Consider the following 19,622-nt stretch of genomic DNA (forward strand, 5'->3'; position numbering starts at 1 on the left):
GCTTACGCTCCCAACGCATATTGAATGATATTGACCGCGAAGCGGGTGTTGTCGACCGCGAGAAACCGCTTGTTGCGGAAGTCGTAGTCCCACTCGCATCCGTAGTCCTTGTTCGAGTACAGCAGGCGGATGCGCCCGCCGAACTCGATCGCCTTCAGGTACTCGTGCACCAGGTCGTCGCCCCAGCCATTGAGTTCCCCGCCGGTGGTCGGCGGCCCGTCGAACTTGAAGAAGCAGGAATACAGCGGATGCGTATTCGGAATCTTCTTCAGTGCGGAGGCGCCGAAGATCTTGACCATCTCGGCCTCGAAGGATTTGGCGAACAGCCCGTCGATGTCGTGGTTGCAGTCGTCGACAAAAACGAAGCCGCCGCCGCGTACGTACTTTTCGAGGTTGCGCCGCTCCGCCGGAGTGAACTGCACCAGCTTGTGCCCCGCGAAGTAGCAGAACGGCGCCTGCAGCATCTTCGGATCCGACAGGGCGACGATGCGCTCGGTCGGATCCACCCGCAAGGTGGTGTACTCGACGAGCGAGTTCAGCACGTTGCTGGGCATACGGATATCCACGTCCCAGTCGCCCGATTCGTAACTCAGGCGCGTGAAGTAGAAATCGTAGTTCGCCATCGTTAAAAACTTAAACCGCGTCGGACAGCGAGGTGAAGTTGAAGTCGCGGACCTTCATCGGCGGCAGCACCATCTGGAACGGCACCTCGTCGCCACCGATGATCTCGGGCTTGCCCAGCTCGTCGATGTTGTTGAGGATGGTGACCGGGCTTTCGTTGAAGCGGAAGTTCTTCACCGGATGCTTGATCTTGCCGTTCTCGACATAGAAAGTGCCGTCGCGGGTCAGGCCCGTGATCAGGAGCGACTGCGGGTCCACCATGCGGATGTACCAGGTGCGGGTGACCACGATGCCCTTCTTGGTATCGGCAACCAGCTCGTCCAGCGACTTGGTTCCGCCGGCCATGATCATGTTGCCGTGGCCCGCGGTGGCCTGGTTGCCGGTTTTCTGCGCCCAGAACGGCGAGTAGCCGAGCGAGGCGACGCGGCCGTTCTTGATCAGGTCGGTGCGCTTGCGGGCGATCATGGTCTGGTTGTCCCACGGGGCCACCGGCACGTCCGGGTTCCACGGGTCGGCCCAGATGTTCACCTGCTCGTCGAACAGCTTCTCGCCCAGGCGGTTGCCGCCGCCCTTCTTGGCCAGGAAGCTGCGGCCCTCGTCCGCGGCGCGCGCGCCGAAGGAGCTGAACATGTTGCCCAGGATTTCCGAGGTGGCCGCCGGCTCCAGGATCACGGTGTAGCGACCCGGCTCCAGCGCTTTCGCATCGACCGAGCGCAGCGCCTTGTCGATCGCGATCTCGGCCGCCTCGGCCGCGTTGAAGCGGCGCGCATCGACTGCCGAACGGGTGACCCAGCCCGAACCGCGGCCGTCTTCGGTGCGCGCGGTGCAGGTGAAGGACAGGTCGGTGAATTCCTGGAAGCCGAACACGCCCTTCGAGTTGGCGATGCAGGCGAAACGGGTGCTGTCGGTGAAGAAGCCGGCGGTGACCAGCTTCTTGGCGCGCGCCTGGCCGATCGAGGCGGCCGCCACTTCGGCGCGGTAGGCCGGATCGATGGCGGCGGTGCTCGGAACGAAGGTCTTGGTGAGCTGGTATTCCTGCTTGCCGACGGCCGGCACGAATTCCGGATTCTCCGGCGCCAGGCGCGCCAGTTCCTCGGCGCGGCGCACGGCCTTTTCCAGCGACTTGTCGTCGAACTCGTTGACGACGGCGGTGCCGACGCGCTTGCCGAAGGCCACGCGCACGGCCAGCTGGGTGTCTTCGGTCAGGCCGGCGGTCGACACGCTGTTGCGTGCGAAACGGATGTTACCGGTGCGATTGCCTTCGATCGAGACGCTGCACTCGTCGGCTTTCGAGAAACCGATCACGCGGTCGGCGATGCGTTTTGCTTCTTCCTGGTTCAGCTGTTTCATATTGTCCCCTTCCTCAACCGATCTTGCGTGCGGTGTTGATGACGTTGATGCCATTGAAGCGCGCGGTGCTCGAACCATGCGAGACGGCGCTGACCTGGCTCGGCTGGCCTTTGCCGTCGAAGAACGAGCCGCCCATGCGCCAGTCGCGCTCGTCGCAGATGGCCGAGCAGGCGTTCCAGAATTCCTGGGTATTGGTCTGGTAAGCCACGTCTTCCAGCTGGCCGGTGATCTTGCCGTTCTTGATCTCGTAGAACAGCGTGCCGCCGAACTGCGAGTTGTAGCGCTGCTGGTCGATCGAGTACGAGCCGCGGCCCAGGATGTAGATGCCTTTCTTGACGTCCTTGACCAGTTCGTCCGGAGTCAGGCGCGCCTTGCCGGCTTCCAGCGAGATGTTCGGCATGCGCTGGAACTGGATCGTGCTCCAGCTGTCAGCGTAGGAGCAGCCGTGCGATTCCTTCTCGCCGATGATGTGGGCCTGGTCGCGCGTGGCCTGGTAGTTGACCAGGATGCCGTTGCGGATGATGTCCCACTTCTTGGCCGGCACGCCTTCGTCGTCGTAGCCGATCAGGCCGAGCGAGCCCGGCGTGGTGCGGTCGGCAACGAAGTTCACGCGCTCGGAACCGTACTTGAATTTCTTCGACTCCCACTTGTCCAGGCCCACGAAGCTGGTGCCGGCGTAGTTGGCTTCGTAGCCGAGCACGCGGTCCAGTTCCGTCGGGTGGCCGACGTTCTCGTGGATGGTGAGGAACAGGTGTTCGGGCGACAGCACCAGGTCGTACTTGCCCGGCTCGACCGACTTGGCGCTGAGCTTCTCGCGCGCCTGCTTGCCGGCCAGCTTGGCGTCCTCGATGATGTCGTAGGAGTTGGTGTACAGGGTGGTCACGCCGCCGGCGGCCTGCACCTTGTCGCTGGCCTTGGCGTCGAAGTACTCGTAGCCCATGCTCACCGGTGAGGACAGGCCCGCGCGCGAGCGGAACTTGCCGCTGGCCTTGTCGACCGCGGTCGCATTGATCGGCGCCCACAGGCGGTGGATGTCCTGGTCGATGTAGGAACCGTCGGTGGAGGCGAAGTACTTCTGCTGGTTGATCTGGAACAGCGACGCGGTCATGAAGCTCGCGCCGGCGGCCATGCCCGCCTTGTTGGCGGCGATCAGCATCTCGGCCTTGTCCTTGACCGGGATGGCGCGCCAGTCCTTCTTGACCGGGGTGGCCCAGGCCACGTCGCCCACGCCCTTCACGGGAGCCAGGCGCACCGGCTCGGTCTGCAGCTTGGCGTTGGCCTTGGCGATGGCCACTGCCTGGCGCGCGGCGTTGGCGATGCCGTCCGGAGTCAGGTTGTTGGTCGAGGCGAAGCCGTAGGCGCCGTTGGCGATCACGCGCACGCCGACGCCGGTCGATTCGGTGTTGCTGATGTTCTCGACGTTCAGGTCGCGCGTGATGATGAACTGGTTCAGGTAGCGTCCGATGCGCACGTCGCAGTAGGACGCGCCGGCCTTGGTGGCGGCGTTCAGCGCGGTGTCGGCCAAGGCCTTCTTGGCGCTGGTGGGCATGGCGCTCATCAGCTCATCGGCGGCGATGGCGTTGCCGAAGACGGGGATGAGCATGGCGCCCGCGGTGCCGGCGCCGATCTGGAGGAATTTACGACGTTCCATGTATGTTTTCCGTTAGCGTTCGCCCCTGTGTCGGCCCTCGCACCGTCGTTCCCGCGCAGGCGGGAACCCAATTTTCGCAGTGCAGTGGTAACGCATGCAAAACTGGATCCCCGCCTGCGCGGGGATGACGGTTTTTAGGCCGCGGGACGTGGTTGCCGTGGTGGGTTGCGAGTGAGTGACTTAAACCGCGTCCGACAGCGACGTGAAGTTGAAATCGCGGATCTTCATCGCCGGGATCAGCATCGAGTAGTTCGCCTCGTCGCCGCCGATCACCAGCGGCTTGCCGATTTCCTCGATGTTGTTCAGCATGCTCACCGGGCTCTCGTTGAAGCGGAAGTTCTTGATCGGATGCTTGACCTTGCCGTTCTCGATGTAGAAGGTGCCGTCGCGGGTCAGGCCCGTCACCAGCACCGATTGCGGATCGACCATGCGGATGTACCAGGTACGGGTCACCAGCACGCCCTTCTTGGTGTTGGCGATCAGCTCGGCCGTGCTCTTGTCGGTGCCGGCCATGATGATGTTGCCGGCGCTGCCGATGGCGCGCTGGCCCTTCTGCTTGGCCCAGTACTGCGAGTAGTTCAGCGCATTGATCCGGCCATCCTTCACCAGGTGAGTCCGTTCGCGCGGCAGCATATTGCCGTCCCACGGCAGCACCGGCACGTCCTTGTCCCACGGGTCGGACCAGATGTTGACCTGCTGGTCGAACAGCTTGTCGCCCAGGCGGTTCTGGCCGCCCTTTTTCGACAGGAAGCTGCGGCCCTCGTCGGCCATGCGGGCGTTGAAGCCGCCAATCATGAAGGTCAGCAGGTCGCTGGTGGCGGAAGGCTCCATCACCACGGTGTAGCGGCCCGGCTCGAGGGCCTTGGCGTCCACCGAGCGCAGCGCCTTCTCGATGGCCACGTCGGCCGCTTCGCGCGGATCGAAACGGGCGACGTCGCGCGCCGAGCGCTTGACCCAGCCCGAACCGCGGCCGTCTTCGGTGCGCACGGTGCAGGTGAAGTCGAGCGAGGTGGCGACCTGGTGGCCGAGCACGCCGTTCGAGTTAGCGACGGTTTCAAAAGTCTCGCGGTCGGTGAAGAAGCCGGCCGAGACCAGGCCCTTCTTGCGGCAGGCTTCCATCGCGTAGGCGGCGGCCTGGGCGCGGAATTCCGGATCGATCTCGGCGGTGCGCTTGACGTAGGTATCGGACGACTTGTAGCCGGTCTTGGCGATCGCCGGCATGAACTCCGGATTCTCCGGCGCCAGGCGCGCCAGGTCCTCGGCGCGGCGCACGGCCTTTTCCAGCGACTTGTCGTCGAACTCGTTGATGGTGGCGGTGCCCTGGCGCTTGCCGAAGGCCACCTGCACGGTCAGGCGGGTGTCGTCGGCCAGGCCGGCGGTCGACACGGCGTTGCGGGCGAAACGGATGTTGCCGATGCGGGCGCCTTCGATGTTGACGATGCACTCGTCGGCCTTCGAGAGCGACAGCACCCGGTCGGTGATGCGCTTGGTCTGGTCCTGGGTAAGGATGCTCATGAGGGTCCTCTTGCCTTAGCCGATCTTGCGGGCGGTGTTGATCACGTTGATGCCGTTGAAGCGCGCGGTCGACGCCCCGTGCGACACGATGCTGATCTGCGGCGGCTGGCCCTTGCCGTCGAAGAAGGAACCGCCCATGCGCCAGTCGCGCTCGTCGCAGATGGCGGTGCAGGCGGTCCAGAATTCCTGGGTGTTGGCCTGGTAGGCCACGTCTTCCAGCATCTGGCCGATCTTGCCGTCCTTGATCTCGTAGAAAAGCTGGCCGCCGAACTGGGCGTTGTAGCGCTGCTGGTCGATCGAGAAGGAGCCGTCGCCGACGATGTAGATGCCCTTCTTGATGTCCTTGACCATCTCGTCCGGGGTCAGCTTCTTCTTGCCGGCCGCCAGGGAGACGTTCGGCATGCGCTGGAACTGCACCGAGTTCCACGAGTCGGCGTACGAGCAGCCGTGCGATTCCTTCTCGCCGATGATGTGGGCCTGGTCGCGGGTGGCCTGGTAGTTGACCAGGATGCCGTCCTTGATGATGTCCCACTTCTTGGTCTTGACGCCCTCATCGTCGTAGCCGATGGCGCCGAGTGAACCCGGGGTGGTCTTGTCGGCGAACAGGTTGACGATCGGGTTACCGTACTTGAACTTCTTCGATTCCCATTTATCCAGGGTGGCGAAACTGGTGCCGGCGTAGTTGGCTTCGTAGCCGAGCACGCGATCCAGTTCCGTCGGGTGTCCAACGTTTTCGTGGATGGTCAGCCACAGGTGTTCCGGCGACAGCATCAGGTCGTACTTGCCCGGGAGGACAGACTTGGCGGTCAGCTTGGCCTTGGCATCGCGCCCTGCGGCGCGCGCGTCCTCGATGATGTCGTAGGTGTCGGTGTACAGGGTTGCAACGCCGCCCGCGGCCTTGATCTTGTGCTCCTTGAGGCCATCCAGGTATTCATAGCCCTTGCCGACCGGCGCGCCCAGGCCGGAGCGCGAGCGGAACTTGCCGGTGGCCTTGTCCACGGCGGTGGCCTGGAACGGGGCCCACAGGCGATGCACGTCCTGCTCGATGTAGGAGCCGTCGGTGGAAGCGAAGTACTTCTGCTGGTTCACCTGGAACAGCATCGAGTTCATGAAGGTCGCGCCGCCTTCCATGCCGGCCTTGTTGGCGGCGATCAGCAGGTCTGCCTTCTCCTTGATCGGCACGGTGCGCCAGTCCTTCTTGATCGGCGTGTTCCACGATACTTCCCCGACGCCCTTCACTGGTGCAAGACGCACCGGTTCGGACTGCAGCTTGACGTTGGCCTTGGCAATCGCCACCGCCTGGCGCGCCGCATTGGCGATGCCGTCGTTCGACATGTCCGAGGTGGCGGCGAAGCCGTAGGCGCCGTTCGCGATCACGCGCACGCCGACGCCGGCCGACTCGGTGTTCGCCACGTTCTCCACGTTCAGGTCGCGCGTGGTGATGAACTGGTTCAGGTAGCGGCCGATGCGCACGTCGGCATAGCTGGCGCCGGCCTTGGTGGCGGCGTTCAGCGCGACGTCGGCCAGCGCCTTCTTGGCGGCCGTGGGCATGGAGCTGAGCAGTTCGTCCGCGGCAATCGCGCGGGTGAAGGGGACGAGCGTGGAGGCGAGCGCCAGGCTGCTGAAATTGAGAAAGGTACGGCGTTCCATAAAGTCTCCTGAAATCAACCTACTTCTGGGCAGCGGTCCCGCCTTGTGGTGCGGCCCGCTCTTGTATTTACTACGGAGGGAGTGGTTTCAACGGAGCTGATGGCCCCGCTAAACTTGTCAACCTTAGCAGCAACTCGAGGTTTTGAATAGGCAATTGTTGTGCCAGATCAAAGCACGTTTTAAGCCCATGATTTGGTGGACGTCGACTGTCCGCGCAAAGTGTCCGGGCAGGTGTCCGGGCGTCCGCCGCGGACACCTGCCCGGACATGTTTACGAGTGGAACATATGCATGTTTGAAGAACGCTTGACTGTCCGGCAAGTGTGACCGATCATCAGCGCGGCGGCGGCGTCCCGCCCGGCCGCGCACAATCACCTGGAGACTTCGAACCGATGAAACGACTGATCCTGGCCGCCATGCTGGCCACCGGCCTGGCCGGCGCCGCCGGCACCGCATTGGCGGACGACGCCCTGAAAGCCGCCATCGCGGGCGAACACCGCAGCGCCGCCAACAAGGCGCGCGACGCCGCGCGTCACCCGTACGAAACGCTCACCTTTTTCGGCATCAAGCCCAACATGACGGTGGTGGAACTGGCGCCCGGCGGCGGCTGGTACACCGAGATCCTGGCGCCCTACCTGCGCCAGAACGGCAAGCTGATCGCCGCAGGCCAGGCCTTCGTGCCGGAAAAGCGCGGCGGCATGGCGCTCAAGCAGAAGTTCGAGGCGACGCCGGCGGTCTACGACAAGGTGGTCCCGGCCGTATTCGAGCCGCCTGCCACCTACCAGATCGCGGCGCCGAACAGCGTCGACATGGTGCTCACCTTCCGCAACCTGCACAACTGGGTCGGCAACGGCGAGGAGGCGCTGAAGAACACCTTCAAGGAAATCCACAAGGTGCTCAAACCGGGCGGCGTGCTGGGCGTGGTCGACCATCGCCTGCCGGCCGCGATGACGCAGGATGCCAAGGCCTCGAGCGGCTACGTGCACGAAGCCTGGGTCATCAAGACCATCGAAGGCGCCGGCTTCAAGCTGGCCGCCAAGTCCGAAATCAATGCCAACCCGAAGGACACCGCCAACCACGAAAAGGGCGTGTGGACCCTGCCGCCGGTGCTGTCCAACAAGGACAAGGACCGCGAGAAGTATATGGCGATCGGCGAGAGCGACCGCATGACGCTGAAGTTCGTCAAGCAGTAATCCCCTCCACCGGGAGGCGCAACGCCTCCCGTGAAGATTGGTGTATATCCTTCGGCGGCGAGCGTGTATATTCTTGCCACTCGTACTACTGTTGAGCCACCGAAGGAACCCATGAAAACCGCACGCCTCGCCGCCGCCGTGGCATTCGCCCTGAGCGGCCTCGTCCACGCCCAGGACACCTCCCCGCCTCCGGCACCGACTCCGGCCACGCCGCCCTCGCCGGCCGTCGCCACCCCGTCCGCCACCAAGGCGCCGGCCCTGCCGGCGGTCGAGAACTCGGTGGTCAAGATCTTCGCCACCGTGCGCCGTCCGGATCCGTACAAGCCCTGGACCAAGGCTTCGCCGGCCGACGTCACCGGCTCGGGCGTCATCATCGAGGGCAAGCGCATCCTGACCAACGCCCACGTGGTCGGCTACGCCAGCCAGGTCGAGGTGCAGGCCAGCCAGTCGGGCGACCGGGTGCCTGCCAAGGTGATCGCGCTGGCGCGCGGCCTGGACCTGGCCGTGCTGGAACTGGAAGACCCGAGCTTCTTCGACAAGCGCCCGCCGGTGCAGCGCGCCGCCGTGCTGCCGGACGTGCGCGAAGCGGTGTTCGCCTACGGCTATCCGGTCGGCGGCAACTCGCTGTCGACCACCCGCGGCATCGTCTCGCGCGTGGAATTCGTCGGCTACGGCTCGTTCAGCTCGGGCCTGCGCATCCAGATCGACGCGCCGATCAACCCGGGCAACAGCGGCGGCCCGGTGATCGCGGGCGACAAGATGATCGGCCTGGCCTTCTCGATGGCGGCCAATGCCCAGAACATCGGCTACGTGATCCCGAACGAAGAGATCGAGCTGTTCCTGAAGGACGTGGCGGACGGCCGTTACGACGGCAAGCCGCTGCTGCACGACAGCTTCCAGAACCTGGAGAACACGGGCCTGCGCCAGTACCTGAAGATCGACAAGTCGGTGGAAGGCGCACTGGTGCACCGTCCGTACAAGAACGATGCCAGCTGGCCGCTGAAGGAAGGCGACATCGTCACCCACGTCGGCGAGTACCCGATCGACAACCAGGGCATGGTGAAGCTGGGTTCGAACCTGCGCGTGCGCTTCCAGTACCGCATCCAGCAGCTGGCGAAGGACGGCAAGGTGCCGATGTCGATCATCCGCGCCGGCAAGCCGATGAAGGTCGAGGTGCCGACCAGCGGCCCGCGCCCGCTCCTGATTCCGGACCTGAACGGCGGCTATCCGTCCTACTTCGTGTACGGCCCGGTGGTGTTCACCCGCGCCACCAGCGAATTCCTGTCCTTCATGGTGGCGAGTGCGCCGGCGGCGAATGCCTATGCCTTCAACGACAGCCCCCTGATCACGCGGCGCGGCGATTCGCCGGACGCCACGCGTGAGGAGCTGGTGGTGATCAGCGGCCCGTTCTTCCCGCATCCGCTGGTACGCGGCTACAACAACCGCTTCGGTTCGGTGGTCGACACGGTCAACGGCGTCAAGATCCGCAGCCTGGCCCACCTGGTGTCGACGCTGCGCGATTTGAAGGACGAGCACGTCGTCTTCAAGTTCGACCAGCGCTATGGCGAAAACATGATCCTGCCGCGCAAGGCGGTGCTGGATGCGACCGAGGGGATCCTGTCGGATAACGGGATTCGGACGCAGGGGTCGGAGGATATGATGAAGGTGTGGAACGGGAAGTGAGCGTTTCGACGTATCTACGTGTAGTTGACCGCGTGGGCAAGAGACTTGCCCACCCTACGAACGGCCTCCTGTAGGGTGGGCGGGTCTCCCGCCCACGCGGTCAGCCGGCAGTAATCAGACCTTCTTGTCCTTCTTCACCGGCACGAACAACAGATCCTGGAAGTCATAGCTGAAGTCCGTCTCCGTCGACACCGGCTTCATGCGCACCCGTTCGATGCTGCCGTCGTGGTCCAGCGAGAAGGTCACGTAGGCATCCGCATTGAAGTTACGCTCCTTCCAGCGCACGATGAAGGTGTCGTGCTGGAAGTGCTCCATCTCCCCGGTCAGGTCCGGCGTCTTCGCGAACGACAGCACCAGCTTGTTGTTCACGCGTTTGATCGATGCCTTGCCGTACCACGCATCCTCATATTCCCCTTCGTAGGACGCCAGCGGCAGCGACGGCTTCGAGCCCGCCGCGCGCGATGCCGCTTCGCCCTTCACGCGGGCCGCTTCCTTGGCCTGGTTCTCGCGGTCGATGTCGGCGATGCGGCCGATCCAGTCGGTCGGCGCCACGCCCAGGTGCTGGTCCAGCAGGCGGTACTGCAGCGCGTTCAGCGAGGGGCCGCTTTCCGCGTTGGTGAAGATCGCGATGCCCAGCTTCGACTCCGGCACCAGGAGCACGCGGGTGTAGAAGCCCTGCAGCGCGCCGCCGTGCATCGCCACCAGCTTGCCCTGGTAGTCGCGCAGCTGGAAGCCGAGGCCGTAGGCGTAGAAGTTCGGCTTGGTGGCGGCCAGCGGCGCACGCGGCGTGTTGATCGTCATCGGGGTCTGCGCGGTCCACATCTCGCGCGCCTGCTTGTCCGACCACAGGCGCACGTCCTTGCCGTCCGCGCCCTTGCCCAGCTTGCCGCTGTCGAGCAGCACGTTCATCCAGCGCGCGATGTCCTCGGCATTGGTGTTGATGCCGACCGCGCCGACCGCGTTCGCCACCGGCATCGGTTTCACCGGCACGGCCTTGCCGTTGATCTTGCTGTGCGGCGCCGAGACGTTGGCGAACTTCGCGTTTTCTTCCAGGCTGGTGGTGGTGTTCGTCATGCCGACCGGTTTCAAGATCCACTCGTGCATGGTCTCGCCCCAGGTCTTGCCCGACTTGGCGGCGATGATCTTGCCGGCCACGATGTAGAGCAGGTTGTCGTAGGCGTAGGCGCTGCGGAAGCTGGTGGCCGGCTTGATGTAGCGGAGGTTGTGGATGATCTCGTCGGTGCTGAAATTGGTGGTCGGCCACCACATCAGGTCACCGGCGCCCAGCCCCAGGCCGCTGCGGTGCACCAGCAGGTCGCGGATGGTCATCTCGGCGGTGACGTAGGCGTCGTACATGCGAAAGTCCGGCAGGTGCTTGATCACCGGGTCGTCCCAGCCCAGCTTGCCCTGGTCGACCAGCATGGCCAGCGCCGCGGCCGTGAAGGCCTTGGAATTCGAGGCGATCTCGAAGATGGTCTTGCCGTCGACCTTGGCCGGCTCGCCGCGCTTGCGCACGCCGAAGCCTTCGGCGGCCAGCACCTTGCCGTCCTTGACCACGGCGATGGCGATGCCCGGCACGTCGAACTCCTTCATGACGCGTTCGACGTCGGCTTTCAGGTTATAGGCGGGTGCGACGGCAGCGGTGGCGGGCGCGGCGTCCTGTGCGAATACGGCGCCGGCGGCGCTGGCGGTCAGCGCGAGCAGGGCCGCGGCTGCAATGCGATTCATGGCAAACACTCTGTTCATCCCCTTGTTTGTTACTTGTTCATTTGCTTGTCGACGCTGCCTTGCGTCTCCGGGTGGTAGCGCTCGCGCGCAGCTTTATAGACGCGCTCGGCCCAGGCACGGTCATCAAGGTTGGCGCGCAGCGCGCCATACAGCGGCACCACGAACTTCTGGCGGCCCACGCTCATCAGGAAGGCTTCCAGGTTCGGGCGGATGCCGCGGTAGCCCGCGTGTACCGAAGCGCGGTAGAAGCGGAAGGCCACCTCGTTGTTGCCGGTCTTGGCCAGGCCGTAGGCCTTGTCCAGTTCTTCCAGCCTGGCGGCATCGGCCTTATTGTCGATATCGTTCAGGAACTTCATCCACTCGGCGGCGTTCCAGTCCTTGGCAGGCAGCTGGGCGGTGGTGATGTCGCCCTTGAGCCAGCGCGCGGTGGTGTCGTTCAGCTTGGCCAGGCGGGCCGAGACGGCGCGGGTAGCGCTGGCCGGGATGCCCGGACCATACAGCCATTCGTCCAGCTCGGCGTCGCTCATGATCTTCGGATTCTTGGCCAGCAGATTGGCGCGCAGGAAAGCCACGAACTGGTCGGTGGTCACGCTCTGGAAGGCGTGCTGGTCGAACCAGCTGCGGAGAAAAGTGTCGAACGCTGCGCGGCCGGCGCGCTGCTCCAGGGTGCGCAGGAACCAGGCGCCCTTCGGATAGGCCAGGCCTTCATCCGTATAGTGCTCGGAACTGGTGTCCGGGTCGCGCGTGACGAGTGCCTGCTTGGCCTTCGGGATGTCCTTGAGGGAGTCCAGCGCTTCTTCCTGCTCGAGCTGCAGGTTCATGGTCGCCACTTCCTCGCCGTACATCTTCTCGAGGATGCGGGTGGTGACGTAGGTCGTAAAGCCTTCGTTGAGCCACCAGTGCTTCCACGAGGCGTTGGTCACCAGGTTGCCCGACCAGCTGTGCGCCAGCTCGTGCGAGACCAGGTCCACCAGGCTGCGGTCGCCCGCGATCATGGTCGGGGTCAGGAAGGTCAGGCGCGGGTTTTCCATGCCGCCGATCGGGAAGGACGGCGGCAGCACCAGCATGTCGTAGCGTCCCCAGCGGTACGGGCCGTACAGCGATTCGGCCGCGGCCACCATCTTCTCGGTGTCGGCCAGCTCGTATTCCGCGGCCTTGATGCGCATCGGCTCGGCGTAAACGCCGGTGCGTGGGCCCAGGGTGCGCGCTTCCAGCTCGCCGATGCCGATGGCGATCAGGTAGGACGGCACCGGCTGCGGCATGGTGAAGGTCCAGCCGCCCTTGCCCGTAGCTTTCGGGTCGTTGTCGGCGCTCATCACCACGCGCATGCCCTCCGGGGCCTGGATGCGCGCGGTGTAGGTGAAGCGCACCGCCGGGGTGTCCTGGATCGGCACGAAGGAGCGCGCGGCGATCGGCTGCGACTGGCTGAACATGAAGGGGTACTTGCCCGACATGGTCTGCTTCGGCGTGAGCCACTGCAGCGCCGGCGCGGTGGGCGCGGTCTGGTAGTGGATGCGCACCTTGGCCGGCTGGCCCGGCAGCGCGACGTGCAGGGCCTGGCCTTTTTCAAGATCCAGCTTGTCCAGGGTGTACTTGACCGGCTTCCACGCCCCTTTCGCGTCCTGCGCCTCGATTTTCGAGATCTTCAGCTCACGGGTGTCGAGGTCCAGCGTGGTGGCCGACTTGTCGATCCAGTTCAGGGTCAGGTCGGCGTAGCCGGCCAGGGTCTTGCGCGCGAAGTCGGCCTTCAGGTCCAGGTGCAGGGCGGTGGTCTTGACCTGGTCGTATTTGGCGTAGCTGAGGGGGTCGAGTGCGAACGCGTAGGCGCTCCACTGGCAGATAAAGGCGCAGGCCGAGGCGCGCAGCAGGGTGCTAGTCTTCATGGTCTCTCGCGTGGAAGGAAGCGGGCAGAATAGCATTTTCGACCGTGGCCGGAAAGCACCGGGCCGAGGCTGGCGCGCGCTGCGGGAACCGGGGGCTCTGCTAAGATCGGGACTTTCGTACCTGCCGCTTCATGGACGCCTTTCTCGTATCGACCGGCATCGTGGGACTTGCCGAGATCGGCGACAAGACCCAGTTGCTGGCCCTCCTCCTCGCCGCCCGCTTTCGCCGCCCGCTGCCGATCGTGTTCGGCATTTTTGTTGCGACCGTGTTCAACCACGCTTTCGCCGCCGCCGTCGGCGCCCTGGTGAGCGAACTGCTGGGCGCGGGCGTGATGCGCTGGGTGCTGGGCCTGTCCTTCCTCGCCATGGCCGCCTGGGTCATGGCGCCCAGCAAGGTGGATGCGGACGAGCTGCCGCTGGCGCGCTTCGGCGTCTTCCTGACCACCGTGCTGGCCTTCTTCATCGCCGAGATGGGCGACAAGACGCAAGTGACTACCGTGGCCCTGGCGGCGCGCTACGACTCGATGGCGGCGGTCGTCGCCGGCACCACCTTCGGCATGATGCTGGCGAACGTGCCGGCGGTGGTGTTCGGCGAGCGCATCGCGAACCGCGTGCCGCTCAGGCTCGTGCACGGCCTGGCGGCGCTGATCTTCGCGGTGCTGGGCGTCGCTACCCTGCTGGGTGCGGGCGAGCCACTGGGCTTCTGATCCCCTACTCCTGCGTCACCCACACCGGCGCCGACCACAACACATTGCCGTCTTCCTGGGTCACCCGCGCATAGAAGAAGTGCTTGCCCGGCGCCGGCGTGAAGGTGGTGGTGGCCAGGTTCGAGACCTCGGTGACGCTGCCGTTCCGTCCCGGCACGCCCGCCAGGATCGACACCGCCGCCACCTTCTTGCCCGCGCTGGATGCGAAGTTGGCAACGAGCGTGAGCGGCCCGCGGTTGGTGAAGCGCTCGCCCATCAGCTTGCCGTTCGCGGTAAGGACCAGCTGCGAACCCTTGTCCATGGTGGCGAACACGCGCCGCGCCTTGAGCGCCTCCACAAACGCGTCGCGCGTCAGCGCCGTCCCGTTGGGCAGCAGGATGCCGGTGCGGTTGGTGTAGGACGCGCCCCAGTTGGCGCAGTGGTTGTCCTGGTTGGTGCTGAAGGCTACGTGGTAGCCGGCTTCCAGCAGCTTGTTGCAGGCCTGCTCGAAGTTGCTGCGCCGGGTTTCGGTCTCGGTGTCGTTGGTCGAGAAGGCGGTGCTGTTCATCACCTCGCACAGCGCCATCGCCTCGTCGCCGTCAGGCGTGTAGGCGAGCGGCACGCCGTTCACCTTGAACTGCCCACTGTGCGAGGGATGGTTGAACTGCCCCACCCAGCCGCGCTGGCGCATCAGGGTGTAGAGCGCCCCGTAGTCGCTGCGCGCGGTCTGCGTATCGGCCAGCAGTTCGCCCAGGGCGTTGGTCTCCCAGCCCAGCAGCTCGTCGCTGTTGAAGATGTTGACGTGGCCGCCGTTGTTGATGACGCCCCACTCCATGCCGTACAGCGCCAGGAAGCCCGGCTTGGTGGCATTGAAGGCGGCCGCGCTGGCCAGGCCGGCCTTGTACAGGTCCTTGGCCCTGGATGGCTCGGCGCCGGGGTCGGTGCCGTCCGAGCCGTCGTACATGTGGTTGTGCTCGGAGACGGCCAGGATGTCGAGGCCGCGGCCGCGCGCATAGGCGAAGGCGGCTTCGGGGCCGTACTTGGCCTTGAGCGGATCCTGGGCGCCCCTGCAGGCGTCGAGGGCGGCGCCGCCGTCGCTGTGGTTGCTCTGGCTGTGCAGGTTGGCCAGGTAGACCGTGTAGGGCAGCGAAGCGGTGGCCGGCGCTGCCGCCGCCCCCGTCGACGCGGCGTCGCGCGCGCCCGGCAGCGGGGTAAAGCGCGGCGTGTGCTGCGCCGGCGGTGCGCCGACGGCGATCTGCCAGTCCTGCTCGACGGCGTCGTGCTGCTCGTCGTGCGGCACGCCGCGCAAGACGGCGCGCATGCGCACTCGGTACAGGCCGGCCGGCGCGGGCGTGCCCTTGATGCGGCCATCCCAGGCGACCTGGACGGAAGCGGCTTCGCCGGAAACGGCGCGGTTGCCGCGCCAGACCCGGACGGCGCGCCCGCCTGGGTCGACCAGTTCTAGCTTCCAGTAGACGGTACCCGGCTGTTCGAGGCCGGGATAGCTGAAGTTCAGGCTGAAGGTCCGGCGTGCGTCTGATACGCCCTGAAAGGGCGCATGCAGGGTGGCTTCGAATTCCTTGTGTTCGGACGCGGCCGCGATTGCGCTACTGCAACAAAAAGCCAGCAGGAACGCACCTAAAATAGAAAATAAGATTGGCGTTTTCATAATGCAATTCTGACAATTGCATCGAAATGCTCATTGAGCGCGCCACCTTTAAGATTGCAAATTTATCTACATAATTTGAGGAAGTTTAAATTCGTCGTGAATTCCTCCGTTCCGGTGAATAAAACTTAGGAACGCTAACCAATCGTCTTACCTTCTTTATAGAAACAGTCTCGTACAGTGAGCCGACGTACACTCTTGATGGCTCCAGTAATGCTTTCGACGGTCGTCTTACCGATGCAAACTGAGCCGCACTCTTCTTGAATGACTGGCCGGCAGTATGAGTTCCAAGCTGTGGCTTGATCACCGTACAGTAATCTTGGGCAGCCGGCTTTTAGTTGGCACAGTCCTCGACCACAAGGAAAGTTAATTCGATTCACCGAATTGTTACCGAGTTTTCTGAAAGTACTAACTGTTTTGGCGCGTGTCACGTCCTGGAGCTGTCCAGCTTTTTTTTCAAAAATTTATAGTCGGGTAAGGCATTCTTCCGTACGCACGGAATCTAATACTGTGCTGACCGCGACGCTGCTAAGGGGGGATGCCATGAAAGAAAAGCCAGACCATCGGAAAGAGCGCCGGATAGATTTCCGAACCTCGGTGTTAATCGATGCAGCAATCAACGCGGCCTGTTCATATGAAGTCTTCACTGCAGCAGATGAACTACTTGCTCAGAACACGCCGCCTGACGTTGTCATACGTGTTTTGACCAGACCCACGAAGCGACGTCGGTATCTTGAGTGAAATATTTAAATCATGAGATACCATCGGGCATTCCGCGCCGACGCAGATTCTCCTCGATTGGTAGTGGACACAAGGCCAATGGTCATATTGCCGCCCTTTTGCCACCCATTTCTGCTGTCTTGAAATCTCCGTTTACAACTAGGTTTGGACCAGTAACAGCAAGGACAACATTGAGACCAGTGCGACGATAGGAAGGATTCTCATTGGAATCTCCTCGGCAGATTGAGCTTAGCGAAGTCGCATCTTAACGAGTCAGCATTGTGCTTGATGAAACTCATAGGTATAGACGGACTGCGCAATGTTGCTTGCGCACTTGAATAACTGCATAGACTCGGATCCATGAACCACGCCTACCCATCAGGCCACCGCCCTGGGGAATGCAGCTGATCCAGATGCATTGCCCTGCCTTATTCTAGCTGTATCTCTTAGAATAACCAGGATCTGATCATATTGAACTGGTTTAAGCAGAAACCTGTCAAAACCGGATGTCCTGGCATCCTGCGGAATGCCGTTGTAATAGTGACCGGTTAGCGCAATAAGCGATGTACGATGACTTGGATCTAATGAGCGAAATCTCTTGCTCACTTCAAGAAGCGACATTTGCTCTAAAAAAAGCTCAGTAAAGATAACATCAGGAATGTTTCTTTCGATCAATGAGAACGCTTCGGTATAGCTCTGAGCAGTTTGTACATGACAGCCGGTCAACTCCATTAATGTTTTTAATAAAAACAATGAGTCACTATCGGAATCGATGAGCATCAAATTCAGCTCAAGCTTTGAAGACATGATCTTGAACTCCGTAAAGTATAAGACTTCAGAACTTAGTAGCATTCTTGCGCTGTTGTACCTTCACGTGACTCCAGTATTGCATGCGCGACAATTATTACTCACTCTTCCTTAAGACAGATTGCATCATCATAAGGTCTGCGCGTGGGCACTTTCCGAACGGGATCACATGCTACATGATGTGGCAGCAGCAATAAACATGCGTACTCGCAATGATTCGAAATCATTGGCAACATCGTTGAGTTGGCTACTTTATAAGCTTGACAAATTTGTGACTTTTAGTGACAGTACAATGCTGACGCATGAGCTACACTGAAGGATCGTTCTGGCCCATAAGTTAAAAGTCCGATTCTATTTTCAACATTAGCTTGCGGCTCTCCCACTGTATAGTTTTTCACCTCGTGGATCCTGCTTTCATATGAGCACTACAATTCAGGCGGAAACATTTGCAGCATTGCCCGACAGTGATTCTCAATTATCACCGAAACTTGACGGGGTCCCTGGCCAATCGCTTGGTATGAAAACCATGTGGCAGCTTGATAAAGGATTTTATCTCGCCACAATCGCATGGATTATCTCTACGTTACTTTTAACTTTTTATGTAATTTTTCCCTCGTGGATCGCAAGCTCCCAAGGTCCTTCGCTTACTTCGGCTTGCAAGCTCGCTTACATGAGATAAGAGAAACGAATGACAGCTTTTAACCATACACAATGAGCTAGACAATAACAGCACAGGAGTATTCAGCATGGCGAGTGCCGAACCTAATTGGACCTATCGTGATCTGCTGAATTGCACACTAGCGGAAGTTGACACGCAAATCTGCAGAGCTGCAGACCCTCATGAACGTGAAGATGCGCTTGCGAAAGCTTGTGGAGCCGTTGGTCTATGGTTGCGTTTAACCGATGACTCACGCAACCCTGAAGACACCAAGCTCTTGATGGATAGATTTAAGACAATTCTTTCACTCCCTAAAATAGAGAGTTATTGTGCATTGGAGAGCCGCCTCCGTTGCGGTCGGGATAGGAATTAAAGTAATTCTCTATACAGTCTGTGTTGTTCATGCCAGACAAACCGCTATTTCAGCCAACATCCTGAAATTCGAATACTGGGAATATCTGCCGCGTGAACTGGCCTGCGATAGTGGCATGACCTGCTGACGGCGTTGTCAAGAACAGATGCAAGCAGGCGCTTGGCATCGTGCCAGAAGGCAGCTTTGCAGCATCTCCGTAATACGGCCAGCTCTTATGGAATAGAGCAAGCGTTGACGCCGCCAGCATGGGGTACTAGCTGCTGGTGACCATTCCTGCCGAATCAAGCTAATTTTGCCTTGGTGAATCAACGAGACTGTCTCTGGTCGCCCGGATGCTTGGCGACCAGAGACATGATTCACTATTCGTACAGTCAATCCTCACTGTTAAAGGATGGTCGGGCGTGCCTGTGAACACAGGCTACACGCTGGTCAAGCGTCTGCTTCTTGAGTACATCGAACTTGGCTCCGCCGGCGTGGGGCTGCAGCGCGGATCGCACGCTGCGGTTCGGAGTCATGCAAGCAGCTCGGTCGACCTTGCCGGCGTGTCGCCACGGCGCTCAGGCGTGAGTGCAGTCAGAAGTGAAAATCCGCCCGTACCATCGGCGTGCTGGCACGCTGCCCCGCCCCGCCGGTCGTCCGGCGCGAATTGCCGAACTTGTTGTTCCAGAACTGGTAGCCGACGCCGACCCGCACCTTGTTCTTCGCGTAGCCCAGGCGCGGGCCGACGTCATACATGAAAGCGAAGTCCAGGTTGGTCTCGGCGCTGGTCGGGGCGCCGGTCTCGTCCAGCCCCTTGGCGGCGATAAAGTTCAGGAAGCCCTCGAAGGACCAGTGCTCGTTCACCGGGATGCCCCAGCTGGCGCCGAACATCGGATGGGTGTCGTAGGTATAGCGCCCGCGCACGTTGGCGATCGGCGGGAAGGGTCCGCTCGGCGCATTCGATTCGCGCAGCCACAGGATGCTGGTGTTCAGGAAGCCCGGCACGTCCCACATCAGGGTCGGACCCGCGACCAGCATGCGTTTGCGCGAGTTGTAGCCGACGTCGTCCTTGTGGTTGACGTCGAAGCCGACCGTCAGCCCCACGCCCTTCACCTTGCCGAAGCGGATCTCCTGGCCGCGCAGGGCGCCGATGTCGAGCGTGTGGCGGTACAGCAGGTAGCCCTCGAGCGCGCCACTGTCGCTGCCGAGGTCGCGCGGGTCCGTGCTGTCCGACTTGAGCACGTCCAGGTTCAGGTAGTTGCTGCCGTACTTGTAGCCGCTGGCGTGGGTGAACGCCACGATGTGCTTCTTGATGTGCTCCGGATTGAAGGGCTCGGCGAAGCGGGTGCCGTAGCGGTAGCTGATGGCGTTGTCGCTCCAGTCCACCGCGCTTGCCGGCGCGGCGCAGCACAGCAGGGCGGCGCAGGCGGCGCCGCTCCATGTCGTCAATCGTTTACTCAT

Annotated in this window: 13 protein-coding genes; 3 read left to right on the forward strand and 10 right to left on the reverse strand. The window is 62.3% G+C overall.

Features of this window, described 5'->3' with window-relative positions; translation table 11 throughout:
• Positions 1-2: 2 nt before the first annotated feature.
• From ACK6C6_RS18565 to ACK6C6_RS18585, 5 genes are all read right to left on the reverse strand, one after another.
• Positions 3-623, reverse strand: a complete 621-nt coding sequence (locus ACK6C6_RS18565; RefSeq protein ID WP_209589823.1) for a DUF4159 domain-containing protein — start codon at positions 621-623, stop codon at positions 3-5.
• A gap of 10 nt (positions 624-633) precedes the next feature.
• On the reverse strand, positions 634-1,971 hold the full coding sequence (locus ACK6C6_RS18570) for a TldD/PmbA family protein (RefSeq protein ID WP_209589824.1): 1,338 nt from the start codon (positions 1,969-1,971) through the stop codon (positions 634-636).
• Positions 1,972-1,984: 13 nt separating this feature from the next.
• Entirely contained in the window at positions 1,985-3,622 is a 1,638-nt protein-coding gene (locus tag ACK6C6_RS18575; protein WP_409268667.1) for a TldD/PmbA family protein, read from the reverse strand.
• A 180-nt stretch (positions 3,623-3,802) separates the two neighbouring features.
• Positions 3,803-5,137: a TldD/PmbA family protein gene (locus ACK6C6_RS18580; protein WP_409268668.1), complete on the reverse strand. Its 1,335-nt coding sequence runs from the start codon at positions 5,135-5,137 to the stop codon at positions 3,803-3,805.
• A 15-nt stretch (positions 5,138-5,152) separates the two neighbouring features.
• Positions 5,153-6,787, reverse strand: a complete 1,635-nt coding sequence (locus tag ACK6C6_RS18585; protein WP_409268669.1) for a TldD/PmbA family protein — start codon at positions 6,785-6,787, stop codon at positions 5,153-5,155.
• Positions 6,788-7,177: 390 nt separating this feature from the next.
• Here ACK6C6_RS18585 and ACK6C6_RS18590 point away from each other — a divergent pair, with 390 nt between their 5' ends.
• Both ACK6C6_RS18590 and ACK6C6_RS18595 read left to right on the forward strand, forming a co-directional pair.
• Positions 7,178-7,978: a class I SAM-dependent methyltransferase gene (locus tag ACK6C6_RS18590; protein WP_409268670.1), complete on the forward strand. Its 801-nt coding sequence runs from the start codon at positions 7,178-7,180 to the stop codon at positions 7,976-7,978.
• A gap of 111 nt (positions 7,979-8,089) precedes the next feature.
• Entirely contained in the window at positions 8,090-9,661 is a 1,572-nt protein-coding gene (locus ACK6C6_RS18595; RefSeq protein WP_409268672.1) for a trypsin-like peptidase domain-containing protein, read from the forward strand.
• A 114-nt stretch (positions 9,662-9,775) separates the two neighbouring features.
• Here the strand turns inward: ACK6C6_RS18595 and ACK6C6_RS18600 are convergent, their stop codons facing one another.
• Positions 9,776-11,389 (reverse strand): serine hydrolase, encoded by a 1,614-nt coding sequence (locus ACK6C6_RS18600; protein WP_409268673.1) that lies wholly within the window; start codon positions 11,387-11,389, stop codon positions 9,776-9,778.
• 29 nt (positions 11,390-11,418) lie between these two features.
• Positions 11,419-13,272 carry a M1 family metallopeptidase gene (locus ACK6C6_RS18605; RefSeq protein WP_409268674.1) on the reverse strand — a complete coding sequence of 618 codons (1,854 nt, stop codon included), beginning with the start codon at positions 13,270-13,272 and terminating at the stop codon, positions 11,419-11,421.
• Between the two features lie 131 nt (positions 13,273-13,403).
• Here ACK6C6_RS18605 and ACK6C6_RS18610 point away from each other — a divergent pair, with 131 nt between their 5' ends.
• The gene (locus ACK6C6_RS18610; RefSeq protein WP_409268676.1) at positions 13,404-13,979 is read left to right on the forward strand and encodes a TMEM165/GDT1 family protein; all 576 of its coding nucleotides are present in this window, start codon (positions 13,404-13,406) and stop codon (positions 13,977-13,979) included.
• Positions 13,980-13,983: 4 nt separating this feature from the next.
• Here ACK6C6_RS18610 and ACK6C6_RS18615 read toward each other — a convergent pair whose 3' ends face one another.
• The 3 genes from ACK6C6_RS18615 to ACK6C6_RS18625 all read right to left on the reverse strand — a co-directional run bounded on the left by ACK6C6_RS18615 (position 13,984) and on the right by ACK6C6_RS18625 (position 19,622).
• Positions 13,984-15,627, reverse strand: coding sequence for a CehA/McbA family metallohydrolase (locus tag ACK6C6_RS18615; protein ID WP_409268677.1), 1,644 nt, complete (start codon positions 15,625-15,627; stop codon positions 13,984-13,986).
• 1,095 nt (positions 15,628-16,722) lie between these two features.
• The gene (locus tag ACK6C6_RS18620) at positions 16,723-17,151 is read right to left on the reverse strand and encodes a two-component system response regulator (RefSeq protein ID WP_409268679.1); all 429 of its coding nucleotides are present in this window, start codon (positions 17,149-17,151) and stop codon (positions 16,723-16,725) included.
• Between the two features lie 1,604 nt (positions 17,152-18,755).
• Complete coding sequence (locus ACK6C6_RS18625) at positions 18,756-19,622, reverse strand: outer membrane beta-barrel protein (RefSeq protein WP_036209071.1); 867 nt, start codon at positions 19,620-19,622, stop codon at positions 18,756-18,758.

Origin of the sequence: Massilia sp. BHUDP2 (assembly GCF_046236355.1) — a bacterium.
In the GTDB taxonomy this organism is placed as follows: domain Bacteria; phylum Pseudomonadota; class Gammaproteobacteria; order Burkholderiales; family Burkholderiaceae_D; genus Telluria; species Telluria varians.